This is a genomic window from Streptosporangium sp. NPDC020145, assembly GCF_040631275.1.
Taxonomy (GTDB): Bacteria; Actinomycetota; Actinomycetes; order Streptosporangiales; family Streptosporangiaceae; genus Streptosporangium.
On sequence record NZ_JBEXZT010000005.1, the window covers coordinates 241,074 to 257,689 of the forward strand.

16 protein-coding genes are annotated in these 16,616 nt (G+C 71.0%); 9 read left to right on the forward strand and 7 right to left on the reverse strand.

Translation table 11 applies throughout. From position 1 onward, the window contains the following. Positions 1-40: 40 nt before the first annotated feature. Positions 41-1,261 carry a sn-glycerol-3-phosphate ABC transporter ATP-binding protein UgpC gene (gene ugpC, locus ABZ463_RS12080; protein WP_352011483.1) on the forward strand — a complete coding sequence of 407 codons (1,221 nt, stop codon included), beginning with the start codon at positions 41-43 and terminating at the stop codon, positions 1,259-1,261. 92 nt (positions 1,262-1,353) lie between these two features. On the opposite strand, the gene ABZ463_RS12085 is transcribed toward ugpC, so the two are convergent. Continuing rightward, positions 1,354-2,106, reverse strand: coding sequence for an SDR family oxidoreductase (locus ABZ463_RS12085; RefSeq protein ID WP_352011484.1), 753 nt, complete (start codon positions 2,104-2,106; stop codon positions 1,354-1,356). A gap of 123 nt (positions 2,107-2,229) precedes the next feature. On the opposite strand from ABZ463_RS12085, the gene ABZ463_RS12090 reads away from it, so the two are divergent. Next, positions 2,230-3,306: a PQQ-dependent sugar dehydrogenase gene (locus ABZ463_RS12090; protein WP_362775627.1), complete on the forward strand. Its 1,077-nt coding sequence runs from the start codon at positions 2,230-2,232 to the stop codon at positions 3,304-3,306. A 151-nt stretch (positions 3,307-3,457) separates the two neighbouring features. Continuing rightward, a complete protein-coding gene (locus tag ABZ463_RS12095; protein ID WP_352011486.1) occupies positions 3,458-3,745 on the forward strand; it encodes a hypothetical protein in 288 nt (95 codons plus the stop codon). On the opposite strand, the gene ABZ463_RS12100 is transcribed toward ABZ463_RS12095, so the two are convergent. The 3 genes from ABZ463_RS12100 to ABZ463_RS12110 all read right to left on the reverse strand — a co-directional run bounded on the left by ABZ463_RS12100 (position 3,717) and on the right by ABZ463_RS12110 (position 6,472). After that, on the reverse strand, positions 3,717-4,796 hold the full coding sequence (locus tag ABZ463_RS12100) for an MraY family glycosyltransferase (RefSeq protein WP_352011487.1): 1,080 nt from the start codon (positions 4,794-4,796) through the stop codon (positions 3,717-3,719). The two genes, ABZ463_RS12095 and ABZ463_RS12100, sit on opposite strands and share 29 nt — an antisense overlap. Positions 4,797-5,352: 556 nt before the next feature. Continuing rightward, a complete protein-coding gene (locus ABZ463_RS12105) occupies positions 5,353-5,583 on the reverse strand; it encodes a DUF397 domain-containing protein (RefSeq protein ID WP_352011488.1) in 231 nt (76 codons plus the stop codon). Between the two features lie 22 nt (positions 5,584-5,605). Next, positions 5,606-6,472: a helix-turn-helix transcriptional regulator gene (locus ABZ463_RS12110; protein ID WP_352011489.1), complete on the reverse strand. Its 867-nt coding sequence runs from the start codon at positions 6,470-6,472 to the stop codon at positions 5,606-5,608. Positions 6,473-6,621: 149 nt separating this feature from the next. On the opposite strand from ABZ463_RS12110, the gene ABZ463_RS12115 reads away from it, so the two are divergent. Together ABZ463_RS12115 and ABZ463_RS12120 are read left to right on the forward strand one after the other, a co-directional pair. Continuing rightward, a complete protein-coding gene (locus tag ABZ463_RS12115) occupies positions 6,622-7,029 on the forward strand; it encodes an ATP-binding protein (RefSeq protein ID WP_362775630.1) in 408 nt (135 codons plus the stop codon). A gap of 84 nt (positions 7,030-7,113) precedes the next feature. Continuing rightward, positions 7,114-8,397 (forward strand): M14 family metallopeptidase, encoded by a 1,284-nt coding sequence (locus ABZ463_RS12120; protein WP_362775632.1) that lies wholly within the window; start codon positions 7,114-7,116, stop codon positions 8,395-8,397. A gap of 24 nt (positions 8,398-8,421) precedes the next feature. Here the strand turns inward: ABZ463_RS12120 and ABZ463_RS12125 are convergent, their stop codons facing one another. Further along, positions 8,422-9,231, reverse strand: a complete 810-nt coding sequence (locus ABZ463_RS12125) for a class I SAM-dependent methyltransferase (protein WP_362775634.1) — start codon at positions 9,229-9,231, stop codon at positions 8,422-8,424. A gap of 188 nt (positions 9,232-9,419) precedes the next feature. Between ABZ463_RS12125 and ABZ463_RS12130 the strand changes: the two genes are divergently transcribed. Further along, complete coding sequence (locus ABZ463_RS12130) at positions 9,420-9,854, forward strand: hypothetical protein (protein WP_362775636.1); 435 nt, start codon at positions 9,420-9,422, stop codon at positions 9,852-9,854. 669 nt (positions 9,855-10,523) lie between these two features. On the opposite strand, the gene ABZ463_RS12135 is transcribed toward ABZ463_RS12130, so the two are convergent. Together ABZ463_RS12135 and ABZ463_RS12140 are read right to left on the reverse strand one after the other, a co-directional pair. Continuing rightward, on the reverse strand, positions 10,524-12,065 hold the full coding sequence (locus ABZ463_RS12135; RefSeq protein WP_362775638.1) for an aldehyde dehydrogenase family protein: 1,542 nt from the start codon (positions 12,063-12,065) through the stop codon (positions 10,524-10,526). A gap of 75 nt (positions 12,066-12,140) precedes the next feature. Then, positions 12,141-12,569, reverse strand: coding sequence for a cupin domain-containing protein (locus tag ABZ463_RS12140; RefSeq protein ID WP_352011495.1), 429 nt, complete (start codon positions 12,567-12,569; stop codon positions 12,141-12,143). Positions 12,570-12,623: 54 nt separating this feature from the next. On the opposite strand from ABZ463_RS12140, the gene ABZ463_RS12145 reads away from it, so the two are divergent. The 3 genes from ABZ463_RS12145 to ABZ463_RS12155 are packed head-to-tail and all read left to right on the forward strand — an operon-like array spanning position 12,624 to position 16,512. After that, positions 12,624-14,042 (forward strand): SWIM zinc finger family protein, encoded by a 1,419-nt coding sequence (locus tag ABZ463_RS12145; protein WP_352011496.1) that lies wholly within the window; start codon positions 12,624-12,626, stop codon positions 14,040-14,042. Next, a complete protein-coding gene (locus tag ABZ463_RS12150; protein WP_352011497.1) occupies positions 14,039-15,448 on the forward strand; it encodes a DUF5691 domain-containing protein in 1,410 nt (469 codons plus the stop codon). The genes ABZ463_RS12145 and ABZ463_RS12150 overlap by 4 nt, the downstream gene beginning before the upstream one ends. Next, on the forward strand, positions 15,445-16,512 hold the full coding sequence (locus ABZ463_RS12155) for an AAA family ATPase (RefSeq protein WP_352011498.1): 1,068 nt from the start codon (positions 15,445-15,447) through the stop codon (positions 16,510-16,512). Before ABZ463_RS12150 ends, ABZ463_RS12155 begins: the two co-directional genes overlap by 4 nt. The last annotated feature ends 104 nt before the right edge of the window (positions 16,513-16,616 follow it).

A 16,616-nucleotide genomic window follows, 5' to 3' on the forward strand; every position in this document is an offset into this window, starting at 1 on the left:
CGGGTGAACGCGGGTTTGGCCCGAGGCGCTAAGGACTTCCATGGCATCCATCGTTCTCAGCAAAGTCGACAAGATCTACGCAGGCGGTGTCAAAGCCGTGAACGGCCTTGACCTTGAGATCAAGGACGGCGAGTTCATGGTGCTGGTCGGCCCGTCCGGCTGCGGCAAGTCCACCGCTCTGCGCATGATCGCCGGCCTTGAGGACATCAGCGGCGGCGAGATCTCCATCGGGGGCCGGGTGGTCAACCACCTGCCGCCGAAGGACCGCGACATCGCCATGGTCTTCCAGAACTACGCGCTCTACCCGCACATGACGGTCGAGGAGAACCTCGCCTTCGGCCTCAAGCTCCGCAAGATGCCCAAGGCGGAGATCTCCAAGAGGGTCAACGAGGCCGCCAAGATGCTCGGCCTTGAGCAGTACCTCAAGCGCAAGCCCGCCGCCCTGTCCGGTGGTCAGCGTCAGCGTGTCGCGATGGGCCGCGCCATCGTGCGTGAGCCGCAGGCCTTCCTCATGGACGAGCCGCTGTCCAACCTGGACGCCAAGCTCCGTGTCTCCATGCGCGCCTCCCTCAACACGCTGCACGACCGCCTCGGCGTCACCACCGTCTACGTCACCCACGACCAGGTCGAGGCCATGACCCTCGGCGACCGGGTCTGCGTGCTGCGCGACGGTCTGCTCCAGCAGGTCGACACCCCGCAGAACCTCTTCGACAGCCCGGTCAACCTCTTCGTCGCGGGCTTCATGGGCTCACCGTCGATGAACCTCGTCAACGCCGAGCTCGTCCGCGGTGACGGCGGCGCCTTCGTCTCGTTCGCCGGCATCAAGCTCCCGGTGCCCAACCAGAGCTTCACCGACAAGCCCGGTCTCGACCAGTGGCTCGGCAAGAAGGTCATCCTGGGCGTCCGGCCCTCCGACTTCGACGACGCGGCCGCCGCCAGCGGCGCTCCGGGCCACTGGAGCCGCCTGCAGGTGCGCGCCGAGGTCACCGAGGAGCTCGGCTCCGAGATCAACGTCCTGTTCCTGATCGACGCCCCGCCGGTCCAGCACCAGGACACCGTCGCCGCCGCGGACGCCGGTGAGGACGAGGAGACGACGCTGCCGCTGGTCGGCGACAAGTCGCTGTGGACCGCCCGCGTCAACTCCCGCAGCCACGTCCGTCCCGGCCAGAACGTCGAGCTGGTCGTCGACACCCACAACCTGCACTTCTTCGACCCGGTCTCCGGTCTGTCGATCGGCCACCCGGCCAACCTGCACGTCTGACCGATCCGAGTACCGGAAGGGCCCGCGCCGCAACCCCCTCCTGCCGCGCGGGCCCTTCCTTCTCCGTTTCCGTTCCTCCCGGCTGTCTCCGGTCATCTCCGGCCGAGACGCCGGGAGACACCGGCCGCGAGACCGCGGGGCACCAGCCTGCTCACCCCGACGATGACCTTGTAGCGCAGGTCGGGCACGCTCACCCGCTTGCCGAGCGCCAGGTCGCGCATGGACTCGTTCACCACGTCGTCGGCCGACAGCCACAGGAAACCGGGGATGCCCGAGGTGTCCATCGAGGCACGCTCGTGGAACTCGGTCCTGACGAACCCCGGGCACAGCGCCATCACCCGCACGCGCGTCCCCACCAGCTCGGCGGCCATCGACTCGCTGTAGTTGACGACCCAGGCCTTGGAGGCGCTGTAGGTGCCGCGGTTGAGGAAGGCCGCGACCGACGCCACGTTGATCACCGCGCCCCGGTTCCGCTTGCGCATGCCGGGCAGCGCGGCCATCGTCAGCCGCAGCACCGCCTCGCAGTGCACCTTCAGCATCCGCAGCTCGTCGGGGACCGGGACGTCGAGGAACGAGCCGGGATGGCCGAAGCCCGCGTTGTTGACCAGCAGGTCGACCCCCTGGCGCAGCCGCGCCTCGACCCGCTCCAACCCCTCGTCGGTCGCCAGGTCGGCGGCGAGCACCTCGGCCTCGACCCCGTACCGCAGGCGCAGGGACTCGGCGGCGGCGCTCAGCCGTTCCTCGTCGCGGGCGACCAGGACGAGGGAGAACCCGTCGGCGGCGAGCCGTCGCGCGAAGGCGGCACCGATGCCGGCCGTCGCGCCCGTGATCAGTGCTGAAGGCATGTCCGCAGTCTAGTTCCTGTGATCGGAAACGCTCGCGGGCCCACGACGCATGATTGGGACATGAGGAATGTGTCGATCTCCCGTGGGACCGGGCCGGGAGCGGCCGCGTTATGCGCGGCCCTGTTGGTCTCCGTCTCGGCCTGCTCCACCCCCACCCCCGCCGCGGCCCCGGCCGCCGCCTCGCCCGTACGGTTCACCGAGCTGGCGCGGCTCGACATGCCGGTGGCGATGGCCGTACGCAAGGGCGACCAGACGCTCTACGTCGCCGAGCAGACCGGGCGGCTGCGCGCGGTGAAGGACGGCAAGGTCGCGCCGGAACCCGTCGTGGACCTCTCCGCCGAGGTGAGCGGAGGAAACGAGCAGGGCCTGCTGGGCGTCGCCTTCCATCCGGACGGCGGTCACCTCTACCTCGACTGGACCGACGCCGAGGGGCACACCCACGTCACCGAGTGGGCCTTCGACGGCGTCAGGGCCACGAACCGCAGGGACGTGCTCTTCCAGCGGCAGCCGTACGCCAACCACAACGGGGGGCAGCTCGCCTTCGGGCCGGACGGCTACCTCTACATCGCCCTCGGCGACGGGGGCAGCGGGGGAGACCCGCAGGGAAACGGCCAGAACACCGGGACCTGGCTGGGCAAGATCCTCAGGATCGACCCGCGTGGCACGCCGTACCGGGTGCCGGAGGACAACCCCTTCACGGCCACCCAGGGAGCGAAACCCGAAATATGGGCGTACGGCCTGCGGAACCCCTGGCGGTTCTCCTTCGACAGGAAGACGGGCGACATGTGGATCGGGGACGTCGGCCAGGACTCCTGGGAGGAGGTCGACTTCGCCCCGAAGGGCAAGGGCGGCGTGAACTACGGCTGGAACCGCAGGGAGGGCAAACACGACTTCCGAGGCGGCCAGGCCACGGGAACGGCCGAACCGGTCATCGAGTACCCCCTGCACGAGGGCGGGAACTGCTCGGTCATCGCCGGGCACGTCTACCGGGGAACGCGCGTCCCCGCCCTGTCCGGGCGCTTCCTCTACGGCGACTTCTGTGCGGGCTGGGTCAGGACGACCCCCGCCGACCGGCCCGGGGCCGGTGAGGAGGTGGGCAGGATCGAACAGTTGTCCTCCTTCGGTGAGGACCACGACGGCGAGCTGTACGCCCTGAGCCTGTCCGGCCCCCTCTACCGGATCGAGGCGGCGACCGGCTGACCGGCGTCAACGCCCGGAGAACAGTCCGCGATCCTTCGGCAAGCATCTCGCGGGTCGCGCGGGCCGCCCCCGGCCGCGGCCGGTACCACGGACTGCGGGGAGGCCCCACCCGTGTCTCCCCTGAAGTTCACCACCGGCGGGGGAGTTCGAGATGACCGCAAGACGTGTGACGCCCATCCTTCTCGGCATGGCCCTGGTCGCGGCCGGGCCGATGTTCACGGCGACCGGGGCGGGCGCGGAACCCGTCCCCGAACCGACCGCGCACGCCCAGCCGTCGCCCCGGCTGGGCGACGACGGCCAGAACCTCGCGGAACGCGAGTTCACCGGCCGCCACTTCGCCGACCGTAAGCTCTCCAGGAAGTTCGCCGCCTACCTGAGGAAGCGCTCCGGCAGGCAGCAGCCCGGCGGGTTCACCCTCTCCCCTCCGCGGAAGCCGTGACCCTTCCCAGGCGGCGGGCCCGGAGCGGGGCGACGGGGTAGCGTCCCGGCATCCGCACCAGGAACGCCAGAAGCCCGGCACCGGCGCAGACGACGCCGGGGAGCGCGACGGCCCCCGGCACCCGGCCGAGCATCACGTACATGCCGAGCAGGCCCGCCGCGGTGGCCGCGGCGCTCATGACCAGGGCGACCTGCCGTGCGGTGAGACCCGCGGCGACGCAGCGGTGCGCCAAGTGGTCCGGGCCCGCCAGCAGCCAGGGGCGGCCGGCCCGCTGACGGGCGGCGACCGCCAGGCAGGTGTCGAGCACCGGGACGAAGGCGAAGAGCAGCAGCGCCGGGACGACCGTGACCGGCTCCGCCTGGCCGGAGACCGCGACCGCGCTCGCCGCCAGGGTGAAGCCGACGAACAGCGGGCCCGCCTTGCCCATGCGAATGCGGGCGGGGCTCCAGCCGTGGGCGGCGAAGCCCACGCAGCCACAGGCCAGCGAGAACAGGAGCAGGGCGAAGGCGGGCTGGCCCGAGGCGAGCGCGGTGACGGCCAGGATGCCCGCGCCCACGGCGCCGACGCCTCCGAGCACGCCGTCGGTGTTGTCGATCATGGCGAACGCGTTGGCGACGAACACGATCCACAGCAGCGTGCCCGCCATGTCGATCCAGGCGCCGAAGATCTCGACGCGCACCCCGGATGCCACGACCAGGGTCGCGGCGACGCTCTCGACGGCCAGCCGCCACGCGGGCCGCAGCCGCCTGCAGTCGTGGATCACCCCGAGTAGAGCGACGAGGACACCGCTCATCATGATCATGATGAGCTGGAGGTTCCACTCGCCGGCCAGTGCGGTCGTGGGCAGCAACGTTCCCGCCGCGACGGCCGGTCCGCCGAGCCGGGGCGTCGGGCGCCGGTGCGGCCGGTACGCCCCGGGACGATCGACGATCTTCAGCCGCAGGGCGAACCGCCGGGTGAACTCGGTGAACACGGCCACCAGGACGAACGCCGCCGCGCCCGCCGACGCGATGACGGTGAGGGACTCCCCGGAGACCACCGCGGAGATCACCGGGCGCTCCCGGCGCCCGGCACCCGGCGGATCGTCCCGCGGGGCACGTTCCCCACGGAGGCACCACAACGCCGCGGTCTCACATACGGCTTCGCACGGGCGGCCCCGGTTGCGCCGGTCGCAACGATCTTCACGGTCAGTCACCTCTCGCTAGCTCGGCGGCCGTGCGCACGACGGACACGTTCCCCGGCCCCCTCGCAGGTGCCGTTCTCGTGCCGGTCCGGGACGGTGACGTGTCCGGCCGTAAACCCACCCGGCGTCCCGCACCGGGTGCCTTTCACCGACGGGCCCGTCCGGTGTCCCTCCCCGACGGATCACGGACGTGCTGGAGAAGTTAGCCGGGAGTCCGCCCGCTCCTTCGCGGCTATGGCGATGGCGGGGAGATGTTTTCCCATCCCCTGCCGACGCATGGCCGGGGCATGGCGGGAGATGCGGAGGAGGGCACAGTGGGAGGCGCAGTGGGAGGCACAGTGGGAAACGCAGGGGGGCCGTGTGATCGGGGCGCCGCCGGGGTGCTTTCCGGGGGAACCGGATGCCCGGTCCCCCCGAGGGTGACTCAGCCGAACTCGCCGTCCTTCACGCCGCCGACGAAGGCGTCCCACTCACCCTGAGTGAAGGCCAGCGCCGGGCCGCCGGGGTCCTTGGAGTCACGGACGAGGTAGAGCGCGTCGGCGTCGGCCTTGTGCGCCGCCAGGGCCGGGTCACCGGGGACGACCGCGACCTCCACGCAGTCTCCTCCGTTGGTGCTGCGGCTGCTCTTGCGCCATACGACGCTGGACAGATCCATCGATGGTCCTCGCACTCTCTTTCTATGGACTGGAACATCGCCTCGCCATCTGGGCGATGAAGGTGGCCGACGCCTCCGCGCCGAGAGCCAGTGCCGACAGGCTGCCGAACATGAGGGTGTAACGGCGCACCTCCTCCGGGTCCTCGGGCATGAGCCCGCTCGTGGCCTGCTCTAGGTAGACCAGATCGGGGTCTTCGGGCTCGGGGAAGCTGAGCAGGCAGAACTTGCCGTCCATCGCGGCGTGCGCCCCCGAGGAGAAGGGGATGACCCTGATCTCCACGTTCGGCAGCCTGCCGAGCTCGACGAGGTGTTCAAGCTGCTCGCGCATCACCGCGCGCCCGCCGATCTGACGCCGGAGTACTGCCTCGTCGAGTAAAGCGACGAGCTGGATCGGGTCACCGGGGCCGTGCAGCAACTGCTGCCGCGAGATGCGCACGGAGACCTTCTCATCGACCTCGGAGGGAGCCTGGGTCATGGCGGTCGCCTCGATGACGGCTCGTGCGTACGGCTCGGTCTGCATCAGGCCGGGCACGACGAGCGGTTCGTAGGTGCGCACCACCGACGCCTCCGCCTCAAGCCCGATGTAGGAGTCGAAGCCGGGTTTCAGCGCCTGCCGGTGCCGGTGCCACCAACCCCGCTGGCGGGCCTCCCTGGCCATCTGGATCAGGGAGGCGCGGGCCTCCCCGGTCACGCCGTACACATCGGTGAGGACCGACACGTCTGAGGGTTTCGGACGGGTCAAACCCGTCTCGTATCTCCAGAGAGTGGTGTCGGTGGAGCCGATCCGTTCAGCCACCTCCACCCGCGTCAGTCCACTGTTCTCTCGCAGACGGCTCAGTTCAGCCATCAGACGGCGGTGCCGCGCCGTTGGACTACGCCGGGGAGCCATGGTGCATACCTCCGTTCCAATGACAACGAAACTGAGGAATCTCAATATGAGCTATTGAAGTCCCTGATAGAACAGTTCACCGTGAGTGAGTGTGCCATCTCAGAGCGCGACGCGCATGGGAATGTGTGTGTCGGGGAGCGAGGCCAATCATGGCGGTCGTGCAACGGATCCAGCCGCTGCGGTCAACGATGTTCCTGCGGGGCGTGCCGGAGGCCGTCTCCGAGGCGAGGGACCGGGTCAGGGGCTTTCTCGGTGAGGGACACCCCGTGTCGGAGGACGTCGTCCTCCTGGTCAGCGAGGTGGTGACGAACTCGGTGGTCCACTCCGCCTCCGGTACGGGCGGACAGGTCGCGATGACCGTCGAACTCGGCGCGCAGAGCGTGCTGGTCGAGGTGTCCGACGCCGGATCGGGCGCGTCCGCGCCGCACGTGCGCAACGACCCGCAGGCCGAGAACGGCCGGGGGATGTTCCTCGTCGACCTGCTCGCGAACCGGTGGGGCGTCAAGGACGACCGCCGGGGCGGGCGGCGGACGGTCTGGTTCGAGATCGGCTTCTGACCGGGGTGCTTTACTCTGCGGAGTCGATGCCTGACTCTCGGTTGAGGTGCGTGGACTCCGAGACGCGCCGGGAGAGGAGATCAGGTGAGACACCGTTCGATCATGGTGCTCGTGGTCCTGGCGCTGTCGTGTCTGGGCGTCACCACCGCAGGCGCGTCCGGAGACCCGCCGCCGAGCGGCCGGTACCGCGTCCAGGGACCCGATGATCCGCACCGGCGCAGCGCCGTCGCGGCCACCGGAGCGGTGATCGACCACGTCGAGGAGTCCTCGGTCGTGATCACCGCGGGGGACGCCGAGGTCGAGGCGATCAGAAGGCTGGGCTACACGGTCACGAGGATTCAGGGACCCCCCTCCCGAGAGGCGAGGCCGTTCGACTTTCCCGCCGCGGACTCCGGCTACCACAACTACGCCGAGATGACCGCCGAGATCGACCGGATCGTCGCCGCCCACCCCTCGATCGCGCGCAGAAGCAGCTACGGCACCTCCGTCCAGGGACGCGACCTGATCGCGGTGAAGATCAGTGACAACGCGGGAACGGACGAGAACGAACCCGAGGTGCTGTTCACCCACCACCAGCACGCCAGGGAGCACCTGACCGTGGAGATGGCGCTGTACATCCTCCACCTGCTCACCGACGGCTACGGCGCCGACTCCAGGATCACCTCCCTGGTGAACTCACGGGAGATCTGGGTCATGCCGGACCTCAACCCGGACGGCGGCGAGTACGACATCTCCAGCGGCTCCTACCGGCTCTGGCGTAAGAACCGCCAGCCCAACGCGGGCTCGTCGTACGTGGGGACCGACCTGAACCGCAACTGGGCCTATCGGTGGGGCTGCTGCGGCGGCTCGTCGCGTTCACCGTCGAGCGAGTCCTACCGGGGCCCGGCACCCGAGTCCGCGCCCGAGGTCAGGGCGGTCGCCGACTGGGTGCGCGGCAGGGTCGTCGGCGGCGTGCAGCAGATCAAGGCGAACATCGACTGGCACAGCTACAGCGAACTGGTCCTGTGGCCGTACGGCTTCACCTACGACGAGATCGCCCCCGGCATGACGCGGGACGAACACGACGCCCTCGCCACCCTCGGCGCGAACATGGCCTCGACCAACGGCTACGAGGCCATGCAGTCCAGCGACCTCTACATCGTCGACGGAGCGATCGACGACTGGCTGTGGGGCACCTACAAGATCTTCAGCTACACCTTCGAGATGTATCCGGCCGACTCCCCGCCGGGCTTCTACCCGCCCGACGAGCAGATCCGCCCGCAGACGACCCGCAACAGGGAGGCCGTACTCCGCCTGCTGGAGTACGCCGACTGCGTCTACCGGATCATCGGCAAACAGTCCCGGTACTGCGGCACCCGGCAGACCTGACGCGGGCCGTACGGCGGGGCGGGATCAGGGGCGGCAGATCAGCTCGCCGTGGAGGATGGACAGCCAGCCGTCCCGCTCGGCGGCCCAGGCCAGCCAGCCACGGGAGATGCGGCGCAGGTCGTCCTCGGTCGCGACGCCCGAGGCGAGGGCCTGGCCGGCCATGTCGGACTTCAGGATGCGTTCGGCCCACATGCCGCCCCACCAGTCGCGGTCCTCGGGTGTCGCGAAGCACCAGGCGGAGGCGGAGGCGGTGACGTCGGAGAACCCTGCCTGGTGCGCCCAGGAGAGCAGCCGCCGTCCCGCGTCCGGCTCGCCGCCGTTGGCCCTGGCCACCCGCTGGTAGAGGCTCAGCCACTCGTCGAGCTCCGGGGGCCTGGGGAACCAGGTGAATGCGGCGTAGTCGCTGTCGCGGACGGCGACGACCCCACCGGGCGCGCAGACCCGGCGCATCTCCCGCAGCGCCTGGACGGGGTCGCCCACGTGCTGCAGCACCTGGTGGGCGTGGACGACGTCGAAGGCGTCGTCGGGCAGGTCGAGGGCGTGCACGTCGGCGACGGCGAACTCGACGTTGGACAGCCCTCGGCGCTCGGCCTCGGCCCTGGCCAGGGACAGCGCGTCCTCGGTGACCTCGACCGCGGTGACCGTCCCCGGCGCGACCAGGGCGGCCAGCTCCGCGGTGATGGTCCCCGGCCCGCATCCCACGTCCAGCAGGGACATCCCGGGGCGCAGGTGCGGCAGGAGGTAGGCAGCGGAGTTCTCCACCGTGCGCCAGCGATGCGAGCGCAGCACCGACTCGTGGTGCCCGTGGGTGTAGACGGCGTTCTTGAACGTCATGGCGGATCACTCCTTCGGTCGATCTACCCGAACCGTAGCACCTATCTCATATTCCAAGAGAGATTGTCTCAATATATGGTCGTTACGGATTTCGCATCATTCGGACACTTGCTGTCACAGTGGGGCGCGCTCACACTCGGGTCCGGTACCGGCGTTCCGGTACCGGTGTCGCCGTGGGGGTGGTCCTCGTGACCGAGGAGTTCAGCACAAGTGAGACCTGGCCGATGGAGTGCCTGCGTTGCTGGCACGTCTGGCAGGAGAAGTACGTCGTCCGTCATCTGACCGACGCGCACGGCCACGACGTCGTCGTGTGGCTGCGCGGGGGAACGCCGGTCCAGCCGCCCTGGTCGGGAACGAGCTGTCCCGGCTGCGGGCACAGCCGCGTGGCGGCCTTCCCGCCGGGAAGCCGTCCGATCCCGGTGGCGGAACCCGCCGCCGTGGCCGTCCAGCCCGTCGCCGTGGAACCCGCCCCGGCGCCCGGCCGCACGGGCGGCCGACGGCGGGGAGGCATCCGAGTCCCCGGCCTGACCCGGCAGCCCGCACTGCTGTACGCCTTGCTGGGGATCGTGTTCCTCCTGGTCACAGGCTTCGAACTGGTGGAACGAGTGGCGATCCACCACTGATCCCCGCAACCGGTGACCCAACCGGCCGCGACTTCGCAGGCCCGACACGGGGACCCCGATCTCACCATCCGGGGAAGGTGTGGCCTTGTGCTTCCCCAGCCCCAAGCGTGAGGAGTGTCGGTTTGTGCTTTCCCGGCCCCAAGCGTGAGGGGTTTCGGCTTGGGCGCGTCGGTGTCTGGACTGAGGAGTGAGGGAGCGCAGCGGACGAACGACGAGGGAAGACACCGACGCGAAAGCGCCCAAGCCCGCGACGCCGAAGGCGTCGCAAAGAAACAGGGCTTGGGCGCGTCGGTGCTTGGACTGAGGAACGCAGGAGCGCAGCGACGGAGTGACGAGGGAAAGCACCGACCTGGAGCGTCCAAGCCCCCGCGGTGCCGAAGGCACCGCAAAGAGACACAGGGGCCGCGCCGCAGCACGCGGCCCCTCGTGTGCCCCCGGCAGGGCTGCGGCCCTTCCAGGCGGGTGACGTCGTGCCCCGCCGTACCGGAGAGTTCCGGTACGGCGGGCACGCCGCCGCATGGGGGACGGGCCGGCGCCGTCACCCGCGTGGCGGGGCCACGCGGGGAGGCCGCTCGCCTGCCGGGACCCGCAGGCCGCCGGGGGCGTCCGCCCGTCTCACCGGAAGACATCCCGCGATCATGATGGGGAGAACCTCCCGGATGGGCAAAGTCAGAGCCTGAAGTCCAGATCGGGGATGATTTCGGCGACATCCATCTGGGCCTTCTGCAGCCTGCCGGAGTAGTCCCAGTTCAGGGCCTGCCAGCGGGTGAACTGGTCGAGCACCCACACTCCCGACTGGCGGCTGCCGTTGCCGGACTTGCCGTTTCCGCCGAAGGGCAGGTGCGCCTCGGCGCCCGAGGTGGAGTTGTTGACGCTGACCATGCCCGCGCCGATGCCCGAGCGGAACCGGAAGGCGGCCTTCGGGTCGGTGGTGTAGATGGAGGAGGAGAGCCCGTAGCCGGGCCGGTTGGCGAGTCCGATCGCCTCCTCCAGGGTGGTGAAGCCGGTCACGCCCACGATCGGGCCGAACGTCTCCTCAAGGAACAGCCGGTCGTCGGGCCGCACGCCGTCCACGACGACGGGATGGTAGTACAGGCCGCCCTCGCCGGTGAAGTTCCTCCGGGGGTTGTCCGGGGTGATCCTGCCGACCGGCCCGGAGACGACGCTGTGGTGCGGTCCGATCCAGCCGAGATACTCCTCGAAACGGGCGGCGAACCTCTCGTCGAGCAGCGGTCCGCACAGCACGTCCCCCGAGGGGTCGCCGATCACGGCGTCGGCGACGGCGCGCGTGTAACGGGTGAGGAACTCCTCGCGGACGCTCTCGTGGACGATCACGGTGCCGAGCGAGGTGCACCGCTGCCCGGCCGTGCCGAATCCGGCGAACAGGGCTCCCTCGACCGCCAGGTCCAGGTCGGCGTCGGGCATGACCACCATCGGGTTCTTGCCGCCGAGTTCGAGGCAGGGCGACTGCAGGTGCCGTCCGCACAGTTCGCCGATCCTGCGGCCGACCTCGGTCGAGCCGGTGAAGCCGACCTTGTGCACGGTGCCCTCGCCCAGCGCGGTCTCCAGCCCCCGGTAGGCGGTGGCCCCGTCGGTGAGGACCAGGTTCAGCACACCGTCGGGCAGCCCGGCCGCCGTGAACAGCCGGTGGAGCGCGTGCGCCGAGGCGGCGGCGTACTCGGCGGGCTTCCACACGACGGCGTTGCCCGCCAGCAGCGCCGGGACCAGGTACCACGAGGGCACCGCGACCGGGAAGTTGCCCGCCGTGATCACCGCGGCGACCCCGACCGGGACCCGGAAGGTGAACAGGCTCTTGTCGGGCATCTCCGAGGGGACGGTCTGCCCGTAGAGCCGCCTTCCCTCGCCGAGGAAGAAGTCGCACGTGTCGACGATCTCGCGGACCTCGCCCAGTGCCTCCGCGTACGGCTTGCCGATCTCCCGGGTGACGAGCCGGGCGAGCGTCTCGGCGTTCGCCTCGACCAGCCGTCCGATCGAGGCGATCACCCTGCCCCTGACGGGCGCGGGGACCGCGGCCCACTCGGTCTGCGCGGCGGCGGCCGTACGGCAGGCGGCGGCGAACGTCTCCGCGTCCGCGAGTCCGACCCGTGCGACCACCTCGTCCAGATGGGCGGGATTGACCGATTCGTAGACGTCGCCGGGCGTTCCTGACGTCTGCTTCCCCCCGATGACGGAGATGATCTCATCGGTCACCGTTGACCTCCTCGTATCGTTGTGATCGCAATTCTTCCCCCGGGGAACGGGGCCGTCACGCCCACGCGACCCGCGTCAGACCATACGGAAGTCGGCGAAGTCGAAGCCGGGGGAGACCACGCAGCTCACCAGCACGCCCTCCTCCCCCGTGGGCCGGGCGGCCTGCCAGGTTCCCGCGGGAACCAGCGCCTGCGGAACCTGGCCCTGCTCGACCAGCGGGCCGAGCACGATCGTCTCGGCGGGCTGACCCTCGTGGCCGCCGAGGGTCAGGGCCAGCGGGCCGCCCCTGTGCCAGAGCCACACCTCGTCCGAGCGGACCACGTGCGGACGGGACTCCTGCCCCGGTTCGAGCAGGAAGTAGATGCCGGTCGCCGTGGCGCGAGGGCCGTCGTAGCCGGCCGGGGTGAGAGCGACGGAGGTTCTCCAGGTCTCCCGGTACCAGCCTCCCTCGGGGTGGGGCAGCAGATCCAGGGCTTCGGCGAGCGCGGGACGCGTTGTCGTCATTGCACCGATCCTAGGCCGCTCTTTTTGTCGGCGACGTTGGCTAGCGTTCGGCGTGTGATCGAACGGTGGAACCGGGATCAGGTGCTCGCGCTCGCGCCTGACGCCCCGTCGAGAAAGGCGGCCCAGGGGGTCTCCTCACCCGGCAAGTGGTCGGGTGCGGGCGCCACGGCCGAGGCGGTGTGGGGCGAGTGCGCGGGCAGCGGCTCCAAGCCGTACCGCGCGTGCGTCGACCTGTCGGAGCCCGCCTACCGGTGCAGTTGCCCCAGCAGGAAGTTCCCCTGCAAGCACGCCCTGGGCCTGTTGCTGCTGTGGTCGGCCGACGCCGTCCCCGCCGCCGAGGAGCCCGCCGACTGGGTGGGCGAGTGGCTCGACCAGCGCCGGACGCGGGCGGAGAAGGCCGCGACCGCCGCCACCTCGGCCGCCGAGGGCGGTAAGGGGAAGGCCACCCCCGACCCCCGCAGGGCCGAGCAGCGTGAGCAGCGCGTGAGCGCGGGCCTGGCCGAGCTCGAACTCTGGCTCGCCGACCAGGTCAGGCAGGGCATCGCCGGGTCACGGCGGCACGACCACTGGGACGACCTCGTCAAACGTCTCGTCGACGCCCAGGCCCCCGGTGTCGCGGGTACCGTCTCCCGCCTCGGTGACGTGCTGGCGGGGGAGGACTGGCCCGCCCGTCTCCTCGGCGAATACTCCCTGCTGCACCTGCTCTCGGTGGCGCACCGCCGCATGGCCGCCACGCAGCCGTACGGCGCCGGCCACGGTGGTGGGGAGGGCGACGGCGGAGGGCTGGTCCGCACGGTCCGTGACCGGATCGGCTTCCCCGTCGCGAAGGAGGAGGTGCTCGCCGAGCCCACGGTCCGCGACGTGTGGGACGTGCTGGGGCGCCGCGACTCCGAGCAGGACAGGTTGATCACCCGCCGGGTCTGGCTGCGCGGCAGGAACACGGGCCGGGCCGCCCTCGTGCTCTCCCACGCCCCCGTGGGACAGGCGCTCGACGCCTCCCTGGTCACCGGTGTCTCCCTCGACGCCGAGCTGGCCTTCTACCCCGGCTCCGCGCCGCTGCGCGCCCTGGTCGCGGCCCGTCACGACGGCGCCGTCCCCGTGCTCCCTCCTGCGGGACGCACCCCGGGGGAGGCGCTGGAGGAGGTGGCCCGCGCGCTGGCGGGAGATCCCTGGCTCGACTCATGGCCCGTCGTGCTGAGGGAGGTGACCCCCATGACGGCTCAGGGGAAGACCGGGTCCTGGCTGCTCGGCGGCCCGGACAGTGGCCCGGACGGTGGCCCGGACAGTGATCCGAAAGGCGGTCCGGGCGCTGGTCTGAACCGTGGCCTGCCGCTGCACCCGTCGGCGGGCACACCGTGGCGGCTCGTCGCGGTCTCCGGCGGGCGCCCGCTGACCGTCGCCGCGGAGTGGACCCCGCGGGGGCTGCTTCCCCTGACGACCTGGGACGACCAGGGAAGGGTGATCGTGCTGTGAACTCCTCGTGGAACCCCACGCACGGCTGGGAGGACCTCGTCTCGGCCGCGCTCGTCGGCACCGACCGCCGTCCCCTCCCCTCGGGGGCGGCCACCCCGGAGGCCGAGCTGCTCGACCACGCCGCGCTGCTGACCGTCAGGGCGCGCGCCGGTCAGACGCCGCGCGAGGGCCGCCCGCTTGAGGCCGCCCCGCAGGAACGGCAGCCGGAGGTCTCACGGGCGGCCGGTGACAGGCTCGCCCGCATCCTGGGCGGTGAACGGCCGAGACTGCTCACCGAGTGGCTGCAGGCCGCCGCCGTGCGCGGTCACCGGCTCAGCCCGCACCTGCTGCCCGAGCTGCTCGACCAGGCGGCCAGGGACCGGTCGATCCGTCCCCACCTGGGCGTCCTCGCGGGAGCCAGGGGCCGCTGGCTGGCCGGGCTCAACCCCGCCTGGGGCTTCCTGCTCGAAGAGGTCACCGCGCCGGGAGCCGCGCACGAGACGTGGGAGCTGGGCACCTCGGGTGACCGTAAGGCCCACCTCGGCGCGGTGCGGGCGGCCGACCCCGCACGGGCCAGGCACCTGCTTGAGGAGACCTGGGAGAAGGAGACCCCGCAGGACCGCGCCGCCTTCCTTGAGATCCTGGCCGACGGGCTGTCCCTCGACGACGAGCCGTTCCTGGAGAACGCGCTCGACGACCGTCGCCGGGAGGTCCGTCACGAGGCGGCCGACCTGCTCACCCGGTTGCCCGGTTCCCGCCTCGCGCTGCGCATGGCCGAGCGGGCCGCCGCCTGCCTGCACACGGAGAACGGTGAGCTCCACATCGCCCCGCCCCTGGCCTGCGACGCCGCGATGGAGCGTGACGGCGTCAGGGCCAAACCCCCCAGGGGAACCGGCGAGCGAAGCTGGTGGCTCCAGCAGATCGTGGCCAGGGCACCCCTTGAGATCTGGCCCAGGCTGTTCGGCCGCCCGCCCGGAGAGCTGGTCCGGATGAAGATCCCCGACTGGGGGCGCGAGGTCATGGCGGGCTGGGTCAGGGCGACCGTGCTCCAGGGCGACCCCGAGTGGGCCCGCGTCCTGTTCGCCTGGGACCCACTCGCCGACCTGCTGGCCGTGCTGCCCAGGAAGGACCGGGAGGACGTGGCGGCCGGGTTCGTCCGCAGACACGGCCTCGACGGACAATTGATCATGGTTCTCGGTGGCGCCGCGGCGCCCTGGGGCCCCGACCTCGCGCTGGCGGTGCTGGAGAAGATCCTCCAGGTCTCCGGCACCCAGCCGTGGAACCTCAGCGAGCTGAGCAGGCTCGCGGGCGAGCGCATCGACCCCGCCCTGTACGGCATGGCCGAACGCCTCTCACCCGAACCCCCCATCCAGGAGGTCGCCGCCCTCCTGCGTTTCCGTGACGACATGTTGAAGGAGCTTCAGTGACGACGGTCCTGCGGGCCCACGCCGAAGACCAGTACGCCGACGAACTGGCGATCCTGGCCAAGGACGACGACCGGCCCCGCCCTCCGGGCTGGAAGCTGTCCCCCTGGGCGGTGACCACCTACATCCTGGGCGACGGCGACCGGATCACCCCCAAGTACATCGGTCCGAGGCGCATCGTCGAGGTGGCGGTCGCGACCCTGGCCACCGACCGGGCGCTGCTGCTGCTCGGCGTCCCCGGCACCGCGAAGACCTGGCTGTCGGAGCACCTGGCGGCGGCGGTCAGCGGTGACTCGACCCTGCTCGTCCAGGGCACCGCAGGTACGGCTGAGGAGGCCGTCCGCTACGGCTGGAACTACGCCAGGCTGCTCGCCGAGGGGCCGTCACGGCAGGCGCTCACCCCGAGCCCGGTGATGCGCGCCATGTCCGAGGGGCGCGTCGCCAGGGTCGAGGAGCTGACCCGCATGCCCTCCGACGTCCAGGACGCGCTGATCACCGTGCTGTCGGAGAAGACCCTGCCCATCCCCGAGCTGAACGAGGAGGTGCAGGCCACCCGGGGGTTCAACGTCATCGCCACCGCCAACGACCGCGACCGGGGCGTCAACGAGCTGTCCAGCGCGCTGCGCCGCAGGTTCAACACGGTCGTGCTGCCGGTCCCGGCGACCGCGGAGGAGGAGGTGGACATCGTCTCCCGCCGCGTCGAGCAGCTCGGCCGTTCACTGGAGCTGCCGCCCGCGCTGACCGGCCTTGAGGAGATCCGCCGCGTCGTCACGGTCTTCCGTGAGCTGCGCTCGGGGGTCACCGAGGACGGCCGCGCCAAGGTCAAGTCCCCCAGCGGCACGCTCAGCACCGCCGAGGCCATCTCGGTCCTTACCAACGGCATCGCGCTGGCCGCCCACTTCGGCGACGGTGTGCTGCGCCCCGCCGACGTGGCCGCCGGGATCGTCGGCGCCGTGGTGCAGGACCCGGTCTCCGACCGGGTGGTCTGGCGCGAATACCTGGAGACCGTCGTCCGTGAACGCCAGGACTGGCGCGACTTCTACCGGGCCTGCCGTGACGCGGGCTGAGAGGACCACCGTGACGCGGACCGCCGGGGTGCGGGGCGCTGTGGCACGGGCCGCCGGGGCGCGGACCGCTGGAGCGCGGGCTGAGACGGCTCGGGCCGGGGCGG